Origin of the sequence: Citrobacter amalonaticus (genome assembly GCF_002918555.1) — a bacterium.
Lineage (GTDB): Bacteria > Pseudomonadota > Gammaproteobacteria > Enterobacterales > Enterobacteriaceae > Citrobacter_C > Citrobacter_C amalonaticus_A.
On record NZ_PQMB01000005.1, the window covers coordinates 405,278 to 427,139 of the forward strand.

Here is a 21,862-nt window from a genome sequence, read left to right on the forward strand (position 1 = left end):
TTTTACATACTCACCCCCGTGTTTATCAAGGCTTAATGATAATGACTCGGCAACGCCATCAAATATAGTATCGGATTTATCCCTGAAGCTTTCAAATACTTCATCAGTGGACACATCTAAACTTTGATATATTTTATTGATAATTCTTATTATCCTATCTTCAAAATTCAAACCTAATACTCCGCTATACACTATACGAATGATCTACTCTTCCCTGAATAACTAGCTTTCGCATTATTTGATCAAATTTGCAATAAAATTCAGGATGAAATTAACTCCAAATTTTTTAATGCTTCCTCACTGTAACACCTTCGCAAGAGAGTGACCGATAGACAAAATCTAATTTTTCTATCTGCGATATAGCGCGCAATGCTCTCCCCGCCACGCCTGCACGCTTAAAGGGTCGCTTTTAATGCAGGTGCATAAGCGGTCTCAGTCCGCGCCAGAGCTGGCGCTGACGAGAGCGGCGGGGGTGTGAAAATGCATGCAAAACCATGCACCTTGCGCATGCATGGCTTAATTCAGGGAAATTAGCGGGATTTACAGGGATTTTCTGACGGGCTACCGTGCGGCCAGTTCTGCACGTTTATTCACGTAATTCTGGTTTTGTGCGGGTGTATATTTTTCACGATTATCATCCCGCGAAGCCGCGTCAGGCCTGAATCCGATGGCCGTTAAAATGTCATTATCCTGTGCGCAATAATGAATTTCTTCACCGGCAGCCAGCCACACTGAAAGCGCTTCACGCAGATAATCGACAGAATGCTGCATTACGCAGTGTCTGACGGCGGGATGCTGGCTGTTATAGCCCATTAATTCCGGTGCAAGCACGTCGGCCAGCTCTGCCCCGTGTGCCTGCATAAAATCATTCAGGCCGTTACGAATGCTGATGCGCTGCACGGCCTCATGCGAGCGAATATAGCGACCGGCCGCCTGATTAATTTCCCACTTTTTCACGTCAATAATCTCGCGCAGGGTTTGCAGACTTCGGGCGCGGCTGTCATTACCGGTGGCAGTGAGTTCGCGGTATTCCTGTTCAGCCCCGTCCAGCTCCTGTTTTCGGTTCAGCCAGGCGGCTTTATTCTTCAGGCAGTCTTCAAAAGCCTGCTGTAATGTCACGGTGGTCACGGGCGTTTCTCCTGATTATGGCGGAACGGTGAGCTGTAGCAGCCCTTTACCATACGGGGCGACATCGGGATATCCGGCTTGGTCTGAGGTTTAAAGCTTTCAGGCGGTAACCGGATAATTTCTTCAATCGACTCGATGCTGCGAAAAGTGGATGAGCATTCGATATTGGTGCACTGGTGGTAGCGCTGTTTGACGTTATCCGAGAGATACCGGCTTGTACGCGCATGCGCCGCTTTTTTGCAGAATGGACAGTGCATCATTCCAGTAACCCCCGCGCTTTCAGGTCAGCTTCACGCTCACGCAGTTTGTTAAAGTAGGTCTGACGCTGGCCGTTGGTCACTGCCACGCCGTAATTCATGTGCGCCAGTGTCTCAGCCGACAGCCCGGCTTTAAACAGCACCGGTTCATCCGCCAGACGGATGTGACAGTCCTTCACCGCACGTTCAAGCCACGTTTTCACCTCCTGCATGACCGCCTTATCGGGTTCGACATAGCCCTGAATCCCGACGGTATTCGCAAGCGGGTTCCCCAGCGCCAGCATTTTCAGTTTCATCGCCCTGACAAGCGCCCCGCACGTCTCACGCAGCGCCTTATCCAGCTCTTTTCCGGCGTATTCGCTCAGCACATTATGATGCGCCTGCCGGTACTTTCTGGCCGAGATGTCACAGGAGGCTTTGAGGCGGTCGCTGTCATAGGCCAGCACCTCAGCGAGCCTGTCGCATTCCTGCGCCAGCTCGCGGGAGGCCACGCGTGCCAGATGTTGCTGTTTCAGCTCGTCCGTCAGCATTGCCCCACCGGCACGGAAGGCCGCGCGCCATCCGCTGGCCTCGCTGCCGCTTTCCTTTTCAAGCTCCGCTTTTTGTTCGGCGGTTCGGGCAATGGCCGTGGTGGTGTCATCCATCTGACGGGCGTTTTCGAGATGGGCGGCTCTGGCCGCGTCCAGTTGCTGGAATGCCGGTGTCAGGTAATCAGGGATAATGGTGGTCATGGTGTGTCTCCTCAGTCATGTCAGGTTGAGGAGATTCTGCCCTGCGCCACACAACAACTCGACTCATTGCCGTTGTGGCAGGCATGGCACAGACGGCACTTTTAAAAGCAGGCTTGCCAGAGAAAGGTCGCAGGAAAATCACCCTCTCTGTTTGTTTTTTTACTGTTAACTATTCACCACTGTTCACCTTTAATAAAAATATAAGTAATACAGTATGTTAAAGGGTGAACAGTTGAGGGTCTGACTGTTCACCGTCTGTTCACCACTGTTCACCATTGGTTTTTTACTCTGTAGCGACTCTTATACTTTTTTCTGGTTAATTCCCCTCTTATCAATGAATAAAAGTATTCAGTAAAGGGCCATAACTTTACCAATGATTACCAAAAGATTGCCAACGTTTGCCACTGTATAAAAATCAACCTGTTGTGTGATGGCGCACTACAGAATGACTTGTTGCCCTGAGAGAAAATATTCACAAAATAGAGAGCTACCCGAGGCCGGACGGACATGACCGGCACTGTATGGACTTTATGAGGTAGCCCGATGCACACTGCTTTTTCTTCCCCGTCTTCTGCCCCTGCCGCACCACTGATGCCGGTTTCTGATGCCGTTCAGGAGCGCTTTATCCGCCTGCCTGAAGTGATGCATCTGTGCGGCCTGTCCCGGTCAACCATTTACGACCTCATCAGCCGCGAGGCTTTCCCGAAACAAATCAGCCTGGGCGGAAAAAACGTGGCGTGGGCGCAGTCTGAAATCACGGCATGGATGGCGGATCGTATTGCCGAACGCAACCGGGGCTATGACGCATGATGATGACCGTTCAGCAAACAGACCCTTTTTCTGGCTTGCTTCTTTGCGCCGTTTCCAGGTATAGTTTTCCCGCTGTCGCAAAATCGACAGCCGGAATTGGCGTTCCGCGAAACTCAATGGCGACACCAGACGCGCCGTGCGTCTTTTTTTTCGTCGTAGCTCAGGCACACCCATTTTCCGGGCTGTGGTGTCTTTTTATACACCATGGTTCCAGCAAGATAATGGTAGTCCGGGCGGGGCAGCCTTCGGGCTGGCCGGTATCCATTGAGGCCGGTTACGCCAACCCCGTTCGGGCTGCCACCAGTGAAATTGGCGTTTCCGGTGGTAGCAGTAACCGCTACTCAATGGAGGCTGCCATCATGGCTACTATCCTCACCCCGTCACACCCGCAGTTTGTTTTTGTGTTTGCCGCCGTTCGTCGTGCAGACCGTAAACCCCGTATCTGTATGCTCCGCACCGTTGCCGGTGATGAACACGCTGCACGTCGTTCCCTTGTTCGCGATTACGTCCTCTCGTTTGCCGGCCGTCTGCCGGTTGCGGAGGTGCGTGCATGAGACACACCACTATTACCGCCCGTGACCTCGAATGCCTTGAGCACATGCGCAACGTCGGCCAGCTCGTCAACGAGCTGATGCAGGTACAGGACTGCGCCACCGTTCGTCGTGACCCTGCGCAGCAGTCACAGCTCACCTCCGTGATTTACCTTATGACCGCCCAGCTCGACGGCGTGGTAAAGCGCTGCAATCAGCGCTGGCTGACCGGGGAGGGCAACATATGAAAAAGCCATTACCCCCCGTATTACGCGCCGCGCTGTATCGCCGCGCCGTGGCCTGTGCATGGCTGACGGTATGCGAACGCCAGCGCCGCTACCCGCACCTCACCCTCGACGCGCTGGAAAGCGCCATTGCCGCCGAGCTGGAGGGCTTCTACCTGCGCCAGCACGGCGAGGAAAAAGGCCGCCAGATTGCCTGTGCACTGCTTGAAGATTTAATGGAAGCCGGACCACTCAAAGCCGCGCCGTCGCTGTCCTTTCTCGGGCTGGCCGTGATGGATGAACTCTGCGCCCGTTACATGCAATCGCCTGTTGTGCACTGAGGGAGAAAATAACGATGAAAATGAGCGTAACGGAAACCGTAAAACAGGCGTGCGGCCACTGGCCGCGCATTCTCCCGGCGCTGGGCGTGAAGGTCATGAAAAACCGCCATCAGGCCTGTCCGGTGTGCGGCGGCTCTGACCGCTTCCGCTTTGACGATAAAGAGGGGCGCGGTACGTGGTTCTGTAACCAGTGCGGTGCAGGTGACGGACTTAAGCTGGTTGCGAAGGTGTTCGGCGTGTCGGCCTCTGAGGCCGCCGGAAAGGTGGATGCCGTGACCGGCAACCTGTCGCCGGTTGCCCCCGAAGTGATTGTGGCCGCAGAGGCTGAAACAGAGGCCGACCGTAAAGCGGTGGCCGCGCTGGCCGTCAGACTGATGGAGAAAACCCGCACGGCCAGCGGCAACGCCTACCTCACCCGCAAGCGCTTCCCCGCTCTGGAATGTCTGACGCTCACGGCCGTGCATAAAACCGGCGGCGTGACGTTCCGCGCCGGAGATGTGGTTGTCCCGCTGTATGACGATACCGGCGCGCTGGTAAACCTTCAGCTCATCAATTCTGAGGGTCTCAAACGCACCCTGAAGGGCGGTCAGGTTAAAGGGGCATGTCATGTCATCGAAGGGAAAAAACAGGCCGGAAAACGCCTGTGGATTGCGGAGGGCTATGCGACCGCGCTCACCGTGCATCACCTGACCGGAGAAACCGTCATGGTGGCGCTGTCGTCCGTGAACCTCCTTTCTCTGGCGAGCCTTACCCGTCAGAAACACCCGACCTGTCAGATTGTACTCGCCGCCGACCGAGACCTGAACGGCGACGGCCAGACAAAAGCCGCCGCGGCCGCAGAAGCCTGTGAGGGTGTTGTTGCCCTGCCGCCGGTGTTTGGTGACTGGAATGATGCGTTTATGCAGACAGGCGAGGAGGCCACGCGGAAAGCGATTTCTGACGCCATCCGGCCACCGGCGCAAAGTCCTTTTGATACCATGAGTGAGGCAGAATTTACCGCCATGAGCGCCAGCGACAAGGCTCTGCGGGTGCATGAGCATTACGGTGAAGCGCTGGCGGTGGATGCAAACGGCCAGCTCCTGTCCCGCTATGAAAACGGCATCTGGAAAAATATCCCGGCCGCCACTTTTTCACGGAATGTGGCTGACTTATTCCAGCGCTTACGCGCCCCGTTCTCATCCGGGAAAATTGCCTCGGTGGTGGATACCCTGAAACTGATTATTCCGCAGCAGGCTACACCGGCGCGTCGTCTGATTGGTTTTCGCAACGGGGTGCTCGATACCCAAAGCGGCATATTCAGCCCGCACCACAAATCGCACTGGCTGCGCACTCTGTGCGACGTGGATTTTACCCCGCCGGTGGACGGGGAAACGCTGGAAACCCACGCGCCGAACTTCTGGCGCTGGCTCGACCGGGCGGCCAGTAAGAATCCACTAAAGCGCGACGTGATACTCGCTGCGCTGTTTATGGTACTGGCGAACCGCTACGACTGGCAGCTCTTTCTCGAAGTCACCGGTCCCGGCGGGAGTGGGAAAAGTATTCTGGCCGAAATTGCGACCCTGCTCGCCGGAGAGGATAACGCCACGTCGGCCGATATCGATACGCTGGAAGACCCGCGCAAGCGTGCCTCCCTGATTGGCTTCTCGCTGATACGTCTGCCTGACCAGGAAAAATGGAGCGGTGACGGCGCAGGACTCAAGGCCATCACCGGCGGCGATGCGGTTTCGGTTGACCCGAAATACCAGAACCCGTATTCAACGCATATTCCGGCGGTCATTCTGGCGGTAAACAATAACCCGATGCGCTTCACCGACCGCAGCGGCGGCGTCTCCCGTCGCCGGGTGATTATTCACTTCCCGGAGCAGATTGCGCCGGAAGAGCGCGACCCGCAGCTCAGGGATAAAATTGCGCGCGAGCTGGCCGTCATCGTGCGTCAGCTTATGCAGAAATTCAGTAACCCGATGACCGCTCGCGCACTGCTCCAGTCGCAGCAGAACTCCGACGAGGCGCTCAGCATCAAGCGTGATGCTGACCCGACGTTTGATTTTTGCGGCTATCTGGAAATGCTGCCGCAGACCAGCGGGATGTTTATGGGTAATGCCAGCATTGTCCCGCGTAATTACCGTAAATATCTCTATCACGCGTATCTGGCCTATATGGAGGCCAACGGGTACAGGAACGTGCTCAGCCTGAAAATGTTCGGGCTGGGGCTGCCCATGATGCTGAAAGAGTACGGCCTGAATTATGAAAAGCGGCACACAAAGCAGGGGATACAGACCAACCTGTCGCTGAAAGAAGAAAGCTACGGCGACTGGCTGCCGAAATGCGACGAACCCGCAGCGACATAACCCACTCCAGACCGGCTACAGCCGGTCTTTTTCTTTACGGCAATTGCCACAGGGTGAACACTCCACTGTTCACCCTTCACCGTATATTCACCCTGTATCCCTATGAAATTATTGATAAAAAAGAAAAGTTGAACAGTGTGAACAGTAAAACCTGAAAAAACTTTTTACTCTCCCTACAGCCTGACTGATCGTCTCCATAGCGAGCAGAAATTCATCAATAATGAAGAGTCGACTGTTAACTCTGCGTCAACTCATTACCACTTAACTCAATGATATAAAATGGAAAACTATCGAAATGAATAGCCTACAAAGTTAAATGCAAAAAATATATTCCAGTCAAATTTCGTTACGCACTCTCTCCCAAGAAGGAGATAAATACTTTATCCGTCCACCATACTATGTTATTTTTTCAATACGGCTCTGCCTTAAATCTGTGAGGTTGTTTCGCCTCGAAGTATCTTATGTTAGTACATCACGCTACCAATCAGCGGTTAGTTACTTGACGTAACTGTTAATTGGCTAAAGTTTGCATAAAGTGATTGGGCGGAGCCGTAAATTTAGTCCATGAATACAGTGACGAGGTAGAGAGTGTCTTTACATGACAAGCTACTGATGCTTAGTCTCAGTTCAGCAAATAAAGAAGAAAATGAGACAATCCCGGAGTTACCTAAGTTAGAGCCTCAGCCCTATCAAGCTGGAAAAAATTTGAAATGGGATAATAAAGAACTCAAAAATCATCCCATTACTTCAAAGATTGACATTGATGTAATATGCAAAAAAATTGAAAACAAAAGCATTGTAATTACGTCAGCTAACGATGTAGCCAATCTTTTAGAAGTTCCGGTCGGACAATTATTATTTATTTTATATAATAAAAAAGATAACTATAGAACTTTTGAAATAAAAAAGAAAAATGGAAAAAGTAGAATGATAAACGCACCTCAAGGGGGGTTGTCAATTCTGCAGGAGAAATTAAAGCCGATTATTGAGTACTTTTATCGCCCCAAAAAACCAGCGCATGGATTCATTAAGGATAAAAGTATATTAACAAATGCAGAAAAACATACAAAGAAAAAATATGTTGTTAATGTAGATTTAGAAAATTATTTTGGTTCAGTCACTTTCGCGAGAGTGTATGGAATATTTAAAAGTAAGCCATTTAATTTCTCTCATCCTGCGGCGAGTATATTAGCCCAATTATGTACTAAAGATGGTAAATTACCTCAAGGAGCCTGCACTTCCCCTATCCTGGCAAATTTAGCATCAGCATCGCTCGATAAACACCTAACTCAACTGGCACGTAGAAAAAACATCACATATACAAGATATGCAGATGATATTACTTTTTCATTTAATCAACAACAAGTCAGAGAAATCATAACGTTAGATAATGAAAATAATTTTGAATTGGGTGAGGCTGTTATCTCTGTGATCGAGAAAAGTGGCTTTAGCATAAACACAAGTAAATTCAGAGTTCAGAAAAGAAATGAACGTCAAAAAGTTACTGGATTAGTGGTAAATGAAAAAGCAAATGTCGAGCGTAAATATCTTAGAGTTACTCGTTCATTAGTTCATAAATGGAGAGAAGACAAGTTAACATCAGCATTATTATTTGTTAATAAAAAAGGCTTTAAAGCAGCAAATAATGAGCATGCTATATCAATTTTTCGCAATCATATTTATGGCCGATTGAGTTTTATAAAAATGATCCGTGGTGATGACTTTCCATTATATCTTAAATTAATGGCTGAAATGAGTCATCATGATCCTTTAAAAACAAAAGAAGGACTTAGAGCAATGAAAGAAACTGAAACTTATGATGTGTTTATTTGTCATGCAAGCGAAGATAAAACATCCATCGCAATTCCAATTTACGAAGAATTAACCAAATTAAACATATCAACATTCATAGATCATGTCGAAATAAATTGGGGCGATTCATTAATCCAGAAAATTAACTCAGCTCTTGTAAAGTCTAAATATGTAATTGCTATTCTTTCGTCTAATTCTGTAGATAAGCATTGGCCTAAGAAAGAATTGCATTCTGTGCTTGCAAGAGAAATCGCTGAAGGTGAAGTAAAATTACTTACTCTTGTAAAAGAAGCAGATGAAGCAATAGTTGCTGCATCCTTGCCTCTCTTAAGTGATAAGCTTTATATTACCTATAAAGATAATCCGGCAGAGGTTGCGGATAAGGTTCGTGCACTTTTGAACAAGTGACAACTACTGCCTAATGTGTATAGTAGTGTGTATAAAGTCATTGAGATGTTTATCTATACTTAATCAAAATCAATGACTTACAATGCACATAAGACTCCTGTGATCTTCCGCCAATTTGCCTCTACTGAACTCCCTCGAAGTCAACAAAACCCCTGTAATACCTGATAAAACAAGAGAAATAACCCCACCATTGTCGCCTGAAGGTAATCGGCATCAAGTCCTTTTTGGGGTACATTAGGGGGTGTTATTTTCCTTTAAAATATCAGCCCCTGTAATGATAAAAATGTTATAAATAACAACAGGTTCCAAAGATACCTTTGTTATGCAAAGGATGTATTAGAGGTATCAGGTTAATCATTAGCGGAAGTCCCCTGGAGGATGAATTTATCAAAAGCCGGAGGGTGTGATGGCGCTAACCGATGTAAAAGTGAAAACCGCAAAGCCAAAAGAAAAGATACTTTCCATTGGCGTATACCCTGATGTTTCCCTGGCTGACTCACGCGAAAAGCGCAATGAGGCCAGAAAAATTCTCGCCGCTGGTAACGTAAGGACAATGATGCTGACCATCCCAGGTCTGACCACTCGTTATGTGTTCAAACCATAGACGTTCCATGTCGTATTAAGGATGGTATGCAGTGCAGAGGTGGCTGGTGTAGTGGTCATAAGGGGTGGTCTGTGCGGTACGTGCGCCGGTCAGGCGTTCATAGGGCGGCTGAAACGCCAGGCGGTGCGGTACGGAGACAGTGCGGTGGCCGGATACTTCACGGCAGCAGAGTGTCATCTGGCGCAGGAGATTAGTATTACGCTGGTGCCGGAGTACAGGCAGTGTTTATAACAAAGAAAAACTGTGACTATGATTACTTATTACACTCAGCCGTATCAATTTCAAAAATTATCGGTAGTTGCGGAGAAGCTAGCAAATAAAATCAGATATAGAGCTGGTATAATGCTGGCTCTATATTTATTCGCGTAATAAAAACAAAATTAAAAAACCTCACCAATAACTCCCTGGTTATAAAACCTAACTGAACGCTCGCTAAAATATATTTAACGCAACACAGCGGCCAACAATAACCGCCGTGTTGCGTTAAATCACACCCAAAACAACATACTAAACCCAGTCAGGACAATAATGCAGGCGATATTCAGAAACAGTCCCGCACGCATCATTTCATGCTGTTTGATATGGCCGGTTGCGAAAACGATAGCATTTGGCGGCGTCGCTACAGGCAGCATAAAAGCACATGAAGCCGCAATGGCAATTAACACCGACAGAATCACTGGCGACATACCGAAAGCTTCGGCAACTGAAGCAAAGACAGGAATTAACAACGCGGCACTCGCCGTATTGCTGGCGAACTCCGTTAAAAATACCACGAATGTGGCAATCACCAGGATGATGATAAATATCCCCATATGAGCAACCATCCCGCTTATCTGGTTTGCCAGAAACAGGCTGGTGCCCGTCTCTTTCAACACATTACTTAAGCAGATGCCACCACCGAATAATAATAACACTCCCCAATCAGCCGTCTTTTCTATGTCCTTCCAGTGAACCACCCGGGCGAAATTCACTAATATAATGGCGCTTAAAGCAACGATGGTATCGAAGGATTTAAAACCTCCCAGCAGGTCATTAATTGGCCCACTGAAGATCCAAAAGAATACCGTAAGGCCAAAAATAGCCAATGTCACTATTTTACCCTTGTCCCAATCGACTTGTTCAGTATTAGTCTGGAAAGTTCCTTTGAGTTCCGGCCTGAACACAATATAAAGGATAGTAATAGCGACAGGAAGTAATATGAGCATCGCCGGGAAACCAAACTTCATCCAGTCAAAAAAGGAGAGGCCAACCTCGGCGGCAGCAATCGCATTCGGTGGACTGCCGACGATGGTGGCCATTCCACCAATACTGGCGCTGTAGGCAATACCGAGGAGCACAAACACATAGGTTGAATGGCTGTTTTTTCTATCGACTTTGCTCAGGATACCCAATACCAGCGGCATCATCATTGCGGCTGTCGCGGTATTACTGATCCACATTGACAGCAACGCCGTAACGCCAAACAGCATAAAGACCGCGAGGCTCATTTTGCCCCTCGCCATCGCTAATACTTTATCGGCAATGACTTTATCCAGTCCTTGCACATGCATCGCCGCAGCCAGAGCAAAACCACCGAGGAACAGGAATATCGTTGAGTTTGCAAAACTATTTAGCGCTGCCTGAGTATTAAATACCCCCAGTAATACTGCCATGACAGGAACCATCACGGCCGTCACGGTAACGTGTAGCGCTTCTGTCAGCCATAATACGGCGATGAAAGCGAGCATACTAAGCCCCATGACCACTTTCGGTTCATAAGGTAGCGTGTTGTAGAGAACGATAAACAGAACGATATCGAGCAAGATAATGATACTGCTACGATTAAAAAACCACTCAAGGGTATTGGTGGGCAAAGGACTCATGTCGTTTTTATTCATACTAGTTTCCTTGTAACTGGTTACTATTGAATCATTACATGTATATGTCCTGCAGGTATAAATTATGTTCTTATTCTGTTAACTGAATCGTTCCAATCCACTTTTTAACTGAACACCCCGTTATGGTCGCTATTTTTTGGAAAGGCTTCCTAATATTATCTATGTTCAACGAATATACATGATTTTATTTTGTCATTTTCACAGGGCTTAATCACTGTCGAAAAATTTGTGATCGCGCCGATCCAGCAACTTTGTCACGCCATCTGATCTTGAGAAAAAGAGATTGCCACCAGTCACTGTGACTCAGCACGCCACCCCGTGTTTTATGACCGGGCACAATGTTGGCTGCTTCTGCTATCTTTGGCGATATCTGCAATTTGCATAGCAGCCTTATCGTTTACGGCAAAGTCGTGGGATTCGATAAATTTTATAAAAGTGTATTCTGAGTCATGCATCCTCATCTCATGCTTAAGGTGCAATTGATAAACACTTTCCCCTTTACACCTGTCCAGGGATCATCATATGCCACAGAATTGAAGTGGCCGGAGTTCGAAGGCAGGCCGTTGCTCAGGGCTAACAGATCGCTGACGGTCTGAGGATTAATTATTGCATTTAAAATTTATCGTGATAGTAATCACAATAAATTTAAACACTAATGGACAAATAAAGCACAAAGCTGAATGATGTTACCATGTTTAATAAAGGTTGATATATTATGATTAACTTATTTAATACATATATGACCTCAAAATGGTTCAACATTGATACCATTATCGTAAACCATCGCCCTTAAAACCCCACGCCTCAGTGCAAATAAAAAGATAAATATTTAATTTTTTTTGATTTGCACGCCTTGAATAATTCAGACCACCAACTGTATATCCACGGTTTAGCTGCTCACGTGCTTGAATTATTGCCATGAGAAAGATAACGCCTGGAAATACAGGTAGCACCAGTGCGTCTTAATTAAACATCGCTTCATCCAAATAACATCGGTGATTCACTGTGAGTGAACTGCTGACAGCGTGATATACAAATTTTATACAGGATTATACCATGGATAACTTCAAACATTTGCCAGAGCCATTCCGTATTCGTGTTATTGAACCCGTTAAACGTACAACACGAGAGCATCGTGAAAATGCAATGATTAAATCTGGGATGAACCCGTTTCTGCTCGACAGCGAAGATGTTTTTATCGATTTGTTGACAGACAGCGGGACGGGAGCTGTCACCCAAAATATGCAGGCAGCGATGTTACGGGGAGATGAAGCGTACAGTGGAAGCCGGAGTTATTACGCTCTTGCCGATGCGGTAAAAAATATTTTTGGCTACCAGTATACTATTCCGACCCACCAGGGACGGGGAGCCGAGCAGATTTATATTCCGGTTTTAATCCGCAAACGTGAGCAGGAAAAGGGTCTCGACAGAGCCAAAATGGTCGTATTCTCGAACTATTTCTTCGATACCACTCAGGGACACAGCCAGATAAACGGATGTACCGTTCGAAATGTTTATATTAAAGAAGCCTTTGACACATCTGTACGTCACGATTTCAAAGGTGATTTTGATCTTGATAAGCTGGAAGAAGGTATTCAGGAAGTTGGCGCCAATAACATCCCTTATATTGTAGCCACCATCACCTGCAACTCTGCTGGCGGTCAACCTGTTTCCCTGGCAAACCTGAAAGCCATGTATACGATTGCGAAAAAATACGATATTCCAGTCGTCATGGATTCCGCTCGCTTCGCTGAAAACGCCTATTTTATCCAGCAAAGAGAAGCCGCTTATCAGGACTGGAGTATCGAAGAGATCACTCGCGAGTCGTATAAATATGCCGATATGCTGGCAATGTCAGCGAAAAAGGACGCGATGGTGCCAATGGGCGGATTGCTGTGCATAAAGGATGACAGCTACTTTGATGTTTATACCGAGTGCAGAACACTCTGTGTGCTCCAGGAAGGTTTCCCAACCTACGGCGGTCTGGAAGGCGGAGCCATGGAACGCCTTGCAGTAGGGCTTAAAGATGGCATGAATCAGGACTGGCTGGCCTATCGTATTGCCCAGATCGAGTATCTGGTTGATGGTCTTGAAGCCATTGGCGTGACCTGCCAACAGGCTGGGGGACATGCTGCTTTTGTTGATGCAGGAAAGTTACTGCCTCACATTCCGGCAGAGCAGTTCCCGGCGCAGGCACTGGCGTGTGAGTTATACAAAGTTGCAGGTATTCGGGCGGTGGAAATTGGTTCATTCTTACTGGGTAGAGATCCTAAAACTGGCGAGCAATTACCTTGCCCGGCGGAACTGCTCCGTTTAACTATTCCACGAGCAACCTATACCCAGACGCATATGGATTTTATTATTGAAGCCTTCAGCCATGTGAAAGAAAATGCCAGCAACATCAAGGGACTAACTTTCACTTATGAGCCTAAAGTGTTACGCCACTTTACCGCTCGCCTGAAAGAAATCTGATAATTTATCATCCATGATGAATGGCTATAACATATAGCCATTCATCACTCTTACCTTAATATAAAAACAGAATAATGATGATATATACTCGTCATACTTCAAGTTGCAGATGCGTTGGCTTTCCTCGCTCACCCCAGTCACTTACTTATGTAAGCTCCTGGGGATTCACTGCGTCGCCGCCTTCCTGCAACTCGAATTATTTAGAGTATACAACTCCAGATAAGAGGCTAAAATGGAAGAAAATTCCAATACCAAGCATTCATCCTTTTGGGGCATTATGGTTATTGCTGGAACCGTGATCGGTGGGGGGATGTTTGCATTACCCGTTGATCTCGCCGGCGCCTGGTTTTTTTGGGGAGCATTTATATTAATAATATCCTGGTTTTCCATGTTGCACTCAGGATTATTGTTACTGGAAGCCAATTTAAACTACCCCGTAGGTTCAAGTTTTAACACCATCACCAAAGATTTAATTGGCAATAAATGGAATATTTTCAGTGGGATTACCGTCGCTTTTGTTCTGTATATATTGACTTATGCCTATATATCAGCCAATGGTGCAATCATCAGTGAAACCCTATCCATGCATTCCGGATCGCACGTCAACCCAAGAATCATCGGAGTCTGTACTGCACTTTTTGTCGCTGCGGTTCTATGGTTTAGTTCACTGGCGGCAAGCAGAATTACCTCACTATTTCTCGGCATTAAAATACTCGCGTTTGTTATCGTCTTTGGTTCATTTTTCTTTCAGGTTGACTATTCGATTCTAAGCGGGACCAGTGGTGCAAGCGGAGAAAGCCATTCCTACTTCCCTTACATTTTTATGGCTATCCCGGTATGTCTGGCTTCCTTCGGTTTTCACGGTAATATTCCCAGTCTGATCATCTGCTATGGTAAGAAAAAAGATAAATTAATAAAAAGTATCGTGCTGGGTTCCTCTCTTGCCCTGGTTATCTATCTCTTCTGGTTGTACTGTACGATGGGTAACATTCCTCGCGAAAACTTCAAAGGAATCATTGCTTCCGGAGGGAACGTTGACGCCCTGGTCAGTTCATTCCTGGGGACTAATCAGAGTGGCATGATTGAGTTTTGCCTGCTGGTATTCTCAAATCTGGCCGTCGCCAGTTCATTTTTTGGCGTCACTTTGGGCTTGTTTGATTTCCTTGCCGATTTATTTAAATTTGATAACTCGCACACAGGCCGTTTTAAAACCGTACTACTGACTTTCTTGCCACCGACGCTCCTGTATCTGATTTTCCCGAATGGATTTATTTACGGCATTGGCGGTGCCGGGCTATGCGCAACCATCTGGGCGGTCATTATCCCTGCTATTCTGGCACTTAAATCACGGCAGAAATTCCCTGACCAGATCTTTACCGTTTGGGGCGGACGCTTTATTCCGGCCATGGTCATAACATTTGGTATTTTGGTGATATTTTGCTGGTTTGGAAATGTATTCAATATCTTACCTAAACTGGGATAACGGGTACGACTCTGCGCGGAAGATGGCGTCCTGTCCGACGCGCTTCCACGCAGACCGCCCCGACCTGTAAATCCTCTGGCTCACCTCAAACATGACGTCTTCTGTTGCACTGTCAGATCCGACCTCAATTAACGGTTTCTCTGCCCTCCCTGTTCCGGCAAAATTAAGTCACTGGGCTTAAGCCGGGTATTGTTCCTGCTGTGTATAACCGGTAGCTCATTAACACCTTCTGATTGACTAAATGGTTTGATAAACAAGGGGATACCCACAAATGGACATTGGCTGGCTGGAGGACTTTTTGACACTCGCAGAATTGCGTAATTTCTCGCGCGCGGCCCAACGGCGGAATATCACTCAGCCGGCATTTGGCCGCCATATCCGCGCATTAGAAGAAAGCGTAGGCCAGCAGTTGGTCGATCGCAGTTCCTCGCCGGTGATACTGACGCCCGCAGGTTATCAGTTTCGCTTAATCGCGCACAGTATGGTGAACCAACTGAAGGAAGGCATTCAGAAAATGAATGGCCTGACCTCGAAGATGCTCAACCCTGTACGTTTCTGCGCACCGCATTCACTTTCGTCCCCTTTTTTGCTCGATTTAATCGAGCAAACGGATGACACAGCGCCGTTCTCTGTCAATATTTTGCGGGTGGATTTTGCCGTGGAATCTTTGATTGAAGGGGCCAGCGATTTCCTGCTGGCCTTTGACACCCATGCTCTGCTCCAGCCGCCGTTTGTCAACCTGCTGTTAGGCAAAGGGGAACTGCTACTGGTTAGCGCCCCTGACGATCGAGGACGGCCATTATTTACTCCTGATGAAAACCATCACCAGCCCGTGCCCTATTTGCGCTATTCAGCAGATTCTTACAGCGCGCGTATGGTCGAGCGGCTGATGCCGCAGCAGCCGTTTGCCTGCGAACCCGTCTTTGAATCTTCGCTGTGCGACTTGCATCGCCAAATGGCGCTACGCGGTAAGGGGCTGGCATGGCTGCCTGATTGTCAGATTGCTGACGAGCTTAAGCAGGGCAAACTTATCGCCGTTGATCGCAGTCGATGGAATATCCCCTATCAAATACGTCTCTACCGCAACCAGGCACAGCTACATCAACGCGCCGAAGCGTTTTGGCATATTTTGTCGCAGCGAGTCACTCAGGGAGAAACATTTTGGTCGCCACTGTAGCATCGCGGCGCAGTGCCTAAATGTATCTGGCTATGCCGGAATAGCATTTCATCGTGGCGAACGCTTTATTTATGATTAGCGCTAACTTTTTTGTTGATGGGCGCCCTTAATGACGCAGGCTACGCAAACGATTACCTTGTCTGAGTTCTTCACGACATTTCCTAAAGTGGATCTCCATTATCATTTGTTGGGCGGCGTACGCTTAACGACCATGCTGGAGCTGGCACAGAAGTATGGCGTTCCGCTCACGGAGGCGGAAGCCAAAAGCTATTATCGTCGCTATCAGCACGAAAGCCACGTCGTTAAAGGCGGCATCGCGGCACTGAACTTTTTGTATCCTCTGCTACGCCGCGCCGAAGATTACTATCGCGTTACCAGTGAGGTCGCCGAAGACGCCGCAGCGACAGGCATTCGCCACCTGGAGCTGTTCTGGAATCCCTCCGACACGGCGCTAACTTACGCGGAAGTCACCGATGCGATGAGCCGCGCGATGGAGAAAGCGACCGAACGGTGGGATATCCGCGCCCTGTTTATTCCCTCGATTAATCGCGAGAAATCGCCCGAGGAAGCCGTGGCTATGGTGGAGGCCGTGCTGCAATATCCGCATCCATTAGTGCCAGGCATTGGCATCGACTATAAAGAAAATGACGCCCCAATTGAGCATTTCTGGAAAGCCTATCGCAAAGCTGAGCGCGGCGGCTTGCGCCTGACGGGACATTGTTCCGAGTTCGGTTTGCACTGGCGTAACGTAGAAACTGGCCTGGATCTCATTCACCTTGAACGTATCGATCATGGCTACACCGTGCTGGACAATCCTGAGCTAACCGCTCGCTGCGTACGCGAAAACGTGCCCTTCACCGTGGTACCCAGTAACACCTGGTACCTTAAAAAATGGCCGGATAAATCTCAGTGGCGTCAGAACCACCCCATTCGCCAAATGGCGCTGGCGGGGATGAACATTATCCCTGCGACCGATGACTGGCATATGCATAACACCAACGGTGCGGAATGTTATCGCGTAATGGTAGAGGAGTTTGGTTTCGATCTCGACGGCGTGCGTCAGTTGATGCTGAACGGCATTGATGCCTGCTGGCAGCCGGAAGATGTCAAAGCGCAGTGGCGACAAAACTGGGTGCAGGAGTTTGACGCCCTGCGTAACCGGTTAAACCAGGAGCCGCCGATCGATGCGGCGCAGCATATTTCCTATTACCGTCCTCAAACGGCATAGCACCGAGAAAACTCCATGTTTACCTTAACTGTTGGCGTTATCATTCTGCTCCTGACCATCGTTCTGCTGATCAAAAAGCAGGATACGCGTACCGTGCTGCTATTTTCCGGCATGTTAATGTGCCTGATCTCCCTTGAACCCATGGAGGCAATGAATAGCTTCGCGCAGAAAATGGTTTCTGAAGGGCTTATTCAGGCCATTTTATCGGCTATTGGTTTTGCTACCGTGATGAAATTCACCGGCTGCGACCGCCACTTAGTCCGCTTGTTGAGTGCGCCTTTAAAGCACGTCGGCCTTCTCCTCATCCCGGGGACGATTTTACTCACCACGTTTGTGCAGTTAGCGCTGCCCAGCGCCGCGGGTGCCGCCGCCGCTGCGGGGATCACAATGATCCCTCTCCAGCTGGCAGCCGGTATTCATCCGGTCATGGCTGCGGCGTCCGTCCTGGCGGGAACCTTTGGCGCCAGCTTGTTAAATCCTGGCAGCCCGCACATGGCGCTAGTGGCAAAAATCGTCGGCGGTGATGTGATGAATATCATCGGCGATCGCGTGATGACCGTTGTGTGGCTTGGCCTGATCATCATGGTCGGTATGACGATAACCGCCATCTTGCGCAAAGAGCACAGGGGCTATCATTCCCGCCTGGATACTGAAGATCCGCAGGAAGGTCCGATCAACGTGCTGGCAGCGTTAATGCCGCTGGTACCTATCGCACTGCTGATGCTGGGTGCATTTGGTGGCATAAGCTGGCTGAAAATGGGCGTTCCGCAAGCCGTAATGTGGGGTGTTTTAGCCACACTGGCGGTAACACGGACGCATCCCGGCAAGGTGGTGCCCGCCTTCTTTGATGGGATGGGCAAAGCTTACAGCGACGTGTTTGGCATTATTATCTGCGCGGGCGTTTTTGTCGCGGGGCTGGGTTCCGTAGGATTGATTGACGCCGCAAAAAGCGCGCTGATTGATTTCCCCGAAGCCGCCCGGTTTGGCGGTACGGTGGGTCCATTTTTGATGGCGGTAGTGATCGGCTCCGGCGATGCAACGGCTTACGCCTTCAATGAAGCCATTACGCCGCACGCTGCAGAATTTGGCATGAATCCGACTAACCTGGGTACCGCTGCGGCTTTTGCGAGCTACCTGGGGCGCACCGCTTCCCCGCTGTCAGCGGCAGCGATTGTCGTCGCCGGAATGGCGGGCGTTTCACCAATCGAGCTGATTAAACGCACCGCGCCCGTGATGTTAATTGGTTTGATTTTGCTGATTGTTTTAATTTGATAACGCGTTCGCCGACGACGTAACGTTATTCATTGATAAAATCAGTCTGCCACAGGAGATCGGTGAGAGTACCGGCACCCACAGTTTCGGTGCCTAACCGATCTTTTCCCTGTCCGAAAATTAATACAACCTGCCGCTGGCTGAAGCCGCACTTTCCAGCCTGCCACCGAGGAGCGCCAGAAAGTCATCGTGGCAGGGCATGACCACATGCTTTTTCAAATCATCCTCAGATTTTCAGCGTTCAATAAAGATAAATGATACTTTGCCCTGAGTAGAGAGGTTACACACATCAGGGATCACGCGACTTTCAGGTAGAAAGTATTGCAGGCAGAGCAGGGAGTATTTAGGACATCCTGAGCCACTCTGGAAAACCAGAACAGAAAAGCCAGAGTATTATCAGCCAGTTAAGTGAATCCATTTAAACGTCCATGATGGACAGACAACGCAGAGCCAGCGAACAACGTCGGTTAAAAAATTATGCCAGCGTGTCTTCCGGCAAAGAACTATAACCATTTATGCAAAGCCTTTATCGCCCTCGATAATGTACATCGGCTCACCCTTCACCGTTTGGCATTTCTGATAATCAATGCAAAACGAGTCACTCAGGATACCGTTCTATCCTGGTGACTCGTTAATAATGCAGCGGCCAATTATTGATGAATCACGACAAAAATACTCATGATTTCCAGGAGAGCATGACAATATAATGCGAATAGCGATAATACCAAACCGCTTTGCCCGTCCAGACTGCAAATCTAAATAATCAGAGATAAAATGCTCCAGCACCCTGTCAGAATTGATAAGTCAGACCAACCCCTAGCTTATCATCACTATCAATGCCAAGAGGATTATCGTCGTCCAGGAAGTTTATTTTATAATCAATATATACTTTCATGTTTTTATTAAGAAAGTAACTCAAGCCGAAATCAAGATAGTTAACAATATCTTCCTTACCGACGCCTTCAATATCACTGCCGCGAGACTTAAAGTAACCCATGTATGGAATCAAGCCGTTTGAGAATGAATAGGAGGCAACAGCCTCATAACTTATTGCTTTGTTGGCATAACCAGAAGAGCTAATCTTTTTCAGGTTATGACTTTCTGAAAAAAGCGATGCCAGATAGAGTCCGTCATTATTATATTTAACGCCAACTGCCCATATATCAGCCCTGTCACCCTTGGCCCATTTAAGCTGCTGCTGGGCATATGTTCTTTTTGATGAAGTGTAAGCGCTTAAAATGGTTAAATTATCTATAATTTCATAGGATAATGAAAAACCGTACCCATCTCCGTTAGACGTGGTTGCTGAACGCCCGGACTGGTTACGTCCCTGGTACTGCGCGGACACATTTAGTCCTTCAACCAGATCAAAAAAATCAGTATTACGCCAGGTTAACACACCTGTGGCACGGCCTGTCATAAAATTGTCAGCCGAGCTATATGTTAACTCATCAAATATTGGCGCCTTGTCAGTTATGGCTGCAACATCATAAGCGATACCCCAGTTACGGCCATAATCAATAGACCCATATTGAGCGTATCGAATACCCGCAAAGGCAAGCCTTGTTTTATTTCCGGTTTGTGAGTCAGTGCTCTCCGAATTATTCCCCTGGAAGTTATATTCCCATCGACCAAATCCAGTGAGGTCGTTATTTATTTGTGTTTCACCTTTAAACCCGAGCCTGACGTAAGTTCTGTCGCCATCAACACTTTGATTGTCGCTGAAATAGTGTCTGGCACGCACGCTACCGTATAAATCAAGTTTATTTCCGTCTTTATTGTAAACCTCAGCAGAATATGCTGAGGAGGCACCCGCAAGTAAAACTATCATCAATTTAATTTTCATGTGTTTTTCCTTAACAAAAGTCAACTATTGTGATAATTAATGCTGTCGCTTAGATAAATGCATGATCATTTGGCAATATACTTTAAACATTGTTAGCATCATTTTTTCATCAAAATCGAAATCAGATTGATGATGGCCTGATGTCCTGTCTGCTCCAACAATAAAATAAATACCTTTGCCGCCTTTTTGTTGTACCCGTTTGATTAAAACAGTAGCGTCTTCACTTCCTCCAAATCGACGCTGTTGAACCGGGCATGTTATTTCAGGAACATCTTTTATAACTTTATCTAATATGTTTATAAGCTCCTCATCATTTGATAATGAGTTTGCCTGTCCTTCAGTAGAAATTTTATATTCAACCTGATAACTTAATGCGCATCCTGCAACAATGTTCTTAACTTGCTGATGCATGTATGCATTTATTTCATCTGTTTCTCCCCTGATTTCAAGCCTCATTTCTGCTCTTTCGGGGATAACATTACTTGCCTGCCCGGAGTGTAAGGCTCCAACGTTGACACGGCTGATACCTGAACCATGACGGGGAATGGCTAATAATTGTATTGTTGCCTGGCACGCGGCAGCCAGGGCATTTCTCCCAAGGTGAGGCTGAGCGCCTGCATGAGCAGACTTACCCGTAAATATCACTTTCAATTTTCTGGTTGAAAGGAATTGCTGCGGATCGATAACGAGTTCTCCGCTTGATGCTATAAAACTCAAATGTGCACAAAGTAAATAGTCAACGTCATCAACAATTCCTTTTTCAGCCATAGGTTTAGCACCTCGGGTTCCTTCTTCTGCAGGCTGAAAAATCAATTTAAAACGTCCCGTTAAAGATTCTTGATTTTCATGGATCCATTGAGCGAGTATCAGGCCAACTGCGGTGTGGCCATCATGACCGCAAGCATGCATGCAACCAGGATTGCGTGAATGGAAACCTTCCTGGAAGGGAAAATGATCTGGGGTTGTTAGTTCAGAAACGTCTACAGCATCAATGTCGAAACGTAATGCAACCGTTTTTCCTGGACGATGAGTCTCTAACACCCCAACACATCCTGTGATTCCAGCCATCTGCTTAAGAAGGGTTGAAGAAACATCTTTTTGTTGAGCCCGCAGGATACCCTTTTCTATTTCTTCATTATCGGCACCGGATATAAATTCACGAGCAACGATATCTTCACCAAGAAAGATAGTGAATCCGTACTCCTGTAATTTTTCAGCGATAAATGCCGTGGTAACAAATTCTGTCCACCCGCTTTCAGGCTGTGAATGAAGAGTTCGGCGTAGCCGAATTAATGATTCGAGATGATTATTCAT

Annotated in this window: 18 protein-coding genes and 3 pseudogenes; 14 read left to right on the forward strand and 7 right to left on the reverse strand. The window is 47.8% G+C overall.

From position 1 onward, the window contains the following. Positions 1–561 precede the first annotated feature (561 nt). Genes C3432_RS21790 through C3432_RS21800 form a run of 3 tightly spaced genes read right to left on the reverse strand, consistent with a single transcriptional unit; the run spans position 562 to position 2,116 of the window. Positions 562–1,128, reverse strand: coding sequence for a phage polarity suppression protein (locus C3432_RS21790; protein ID WP_103778809.1), 567 nt, complete (start codon positions 1,126–1,128; stop codon positions 562–564). Continuing rightward, entirely contained in the window at positions 1,125–1,388 is a 264-nt protein-coding gene (locus tag C3432_RS21795; protein ID WP_103778811.1) for an ogr/Delta-like zinc finger family protein, read from the reverse strand. The genes C3432_RS21790 and C3432_RS21795 overlap by 4 nt, the downstream gene beginning before the upstream one ends. Then, positions 1,385–2,116: a glycoprotein 3 gene (locus C3432_RS21800; protein WP_103778813.1), complete on the reverse strand. Its 732-nt coding sequence runs from the start codon at positions 2,114–2,116 to the stop codon at positions 1,385–1,387. The genes C3432_RS21795 and C3432_RS21800 overlap by 4 nt, the downstream gene beginning before the upstream one ends. Before the next feature lie 543 nt (positions 2,117–2,659). Between C3432_RS21800 and C3432_RS21805 the strand changes: the two genes are divergently transcribed. The 7 genes and pseudogenes from C3432_RS21805 to C3432_RS21835 form a co-directional block, all read left to right on the forward strand. After that, positions 2,660–2,926, forward strand: coding sequence for a helix-turn-helix transcriptional regulator (locus C3432_RS21805; protein ID WP_023165627.1), 267 nt, complete (start codon positions 2,660–2,662; stop codon positions 2,924–2,926). Then, entirely contained in the window at positions 2,923–3,480 is a 558-nt protein-coding gene (locus C3432_RS21810) for a host cell division inhibitor Icd-like protein (protein ID WP_103778815.1), read from the forward strand. Before C3432_RS21805 ends, C3432_RS21810 begins: the two co-directional genes overlap by 4 nt. Beyond that, entirely contained in the window at positions 3,477–3,704 is a 228-nt protein-coding gene (locus C3432_RS21815; protein ID WP_103778817.1) for a hypothetical protein, read from the forward strand. Before C3432_RS21810 ends, C3432_RS21815 begins: the two co-directional genes overlap by 4 nt. Further along, positions 3,701–4,021: a DUF5375 domain-containing protein gene (locus tag C3432_RS21820; protein ID WP_103778819.1), complete on the forward strand. Its 321-nt coding sequence runs from the start codon at positions 3,701–3,703 to the stop codon at positions 4,019–4,021. Before C3432_RS21815 ends, C3432_RS21820 begins: the two co-directional genes overlap by 4 nt. A 14-nt stretch (positions 4,022–4,035) precedes the next feature. Beyond that, positions 4,036–6,369 (forward strand): primase-helicase zinc-binding domain-containing protein, encoded by a 2,334-nt coding sequence (locus tag C3432_RS21825; RefSeq protein ID WP_103778821.1) that lies wholly within the window; start codon positions 4,036–4,038, stop codon positions 6,367–6,369. A gap of 588 nt (positions 6,370–6,957) precedes the next feature. After that, complete coding sequence (locus tag C3432_RS21830) at positions 6,958–8,589, forward strand: TIR domain-containing anti-phage reverse transcriptase (protein WP_258041642.1); 1,632 nt, start codon at positions 6,958–6,960, stop codon at positions 8,587–8,589. A gap of 406 nt (positions 8,590–8,995) precedes the next feature. Next, positions 8,996–9,130 (forward strand): annotated as a pseudogene (locus tag C3432_RS21835) (Arm DNA-binding domain-containing protein); the annotation flags it as partial. Here C3432_RS21835 and C3432_RS27735 read toward each other — a convergent pair. Then, positions 9,131–9,313 (reverse strand): annotated as a pseudogene (locus C3432_RS27735) (DUF7828 domain-containing protein); the annotation flags it as partial. A gap of 94 nt (positions 9,314–9,407) precedes the next feature. On the opposite strand from C3432_RS27735, the pseudogene C3432_RS21840 reads away from it, so the two are divergent. Continuing rightward, a pseudogene (locus C3432_RS21840) lies at positions 9,408–9,513 on the forward strand (DUF4223 family protein); the annotation flags it as partial. Positions 9,514–9,681: 168 nt separating this feature from the next. Here the strand turns inward: C3432_RS21840 and C3432_RS21845 are convergent. Then, positions 9,682–11,070 carry a DASS family sodium-coupled anion symporter gene (locus C3432_RS21845; protein WP_103778825.1) on the reverse strand — a complete coding sequence of 463 codons (1,389 nt, stop codon included), beginning with the start codon at positions 11,068–11,070 and terminating at the stop codon, positions 9,682–9,684. A 715-nt stretch (positions 11,071–11,785) separates the two neighbouring features. Between C3432_RS21845 and tnaC the strand changes: the two genes are divergently transcribed. From tnaC to dcuC, 6 genes are all read left to right on the forward strand, one after another. Further along, positions 11,786–11,863: a tryptophanase leader peptide gene (tnaC, locus tag C3432_RS28440; RefSeq protein WP_205903061.1), complete on the forward strand. Its 78-nt coding sequence runs from the start codon at positions 11,786–11,788 to the stop codon at positions 11,861–11,863. Positions 11,864–12,126: 263 nt separating this feature from the next. Further along, positions 12,127–13,542 carry a tryptophanase gene (gene tnaA / locus C3432_RS21855; protein WP_103778827.1) on the forward strand — a complete coding sequence of 472 codons (1,416 nt, stop codon included), beginning with the start codon at positions 12,127–12,129 and terminating at the stop codon, positions 13,540–13,542. A gap of 232 nt (positions 13,543–13,774) precedes the next feature. Further along, positions 13,775–15,025, forward strand: a complete 1,251-nt coding sequence (gene tnaB / locus C3432_RS21865; RefSeq protein WP_103778831.1) for a low affinity tryptophan permease TnaB — start codon at positions 13,775–13,777, stop codon at positions 15,023–15,025. 271 nt (positions 15,026–15,296) lie between these two features. Continuing rightward, positions 15,297–16,202 carry a LysR substrate-binding domain-containing protein gene (locus C3432_RS21870; RefSeq protein WP_103778833.1) on the forward strand — a complete coding sequence of 302 codons (906 nt, stop codon included), beginning with the start codon at positions 15,297–15,299 and terminating at the stop codon, positions 16,200–16,202. A gap of 109 nt (positions 16,203–16,311) precedes the next feature. Beyond that, positions 16,312–17,430 carry an adenosine deaminase family protein gene (locus tag C3432_RS21875; RefSeq protein ID WP_103778835.1) on the forward strand — a complete coding sequence of 373 codons (1,119 nt, stop codon included), beginning with the start codon at positions 16,312–16,314 and terminating at the stop codon, positions 17,428–17,430. Between the two features lie 15 nt (positions 17,431–17,445). Continuing rightward, positions 17,446–18,702, forward strand: coding sequence for a C4-dicarboxylate transporter DcuC (dcuC, locus tag C3432_RS21880; RefSeq protein ID WP_103778837.1), 1,257 nt, complete (start codon positions 17,446–17,448; stop codon positions 18,700–18,702). Between the two features lie 790 nt (positions 18,703–19,492). Here dcuC and C3432_RS21890 read toward each other — a convergent pair. Together C3432_RS21890 and C3432_RS21895 are read right to left on the reverse strand one after the other, a co-directional pair. Next, positions 19,493–20,548 carry a porin gene (locus tag C3432_RS21890; protein WP_103778839.1) on the reverse strand — a complete coding sequence of 352 codons (1,056 nt, stop codon included), beginning with the start codon at positions 20,546–20,548 and terminating at the stop codon, positions 19,493–19,495. Between the two features lie 36 nt (positions 20,549–20,584). Then, the gene (locus tag C3432_RS21895; RefSeq protein ID WP_103778841.1) at positions 20,585–21,862 is read right to left on the reverse strand and encodes an amidohydrolase; all 1,278 of its coding nucleotides are present in this window, start codon (positions 21,860–21,862) and stop codon (positions 20,585–20,587) included.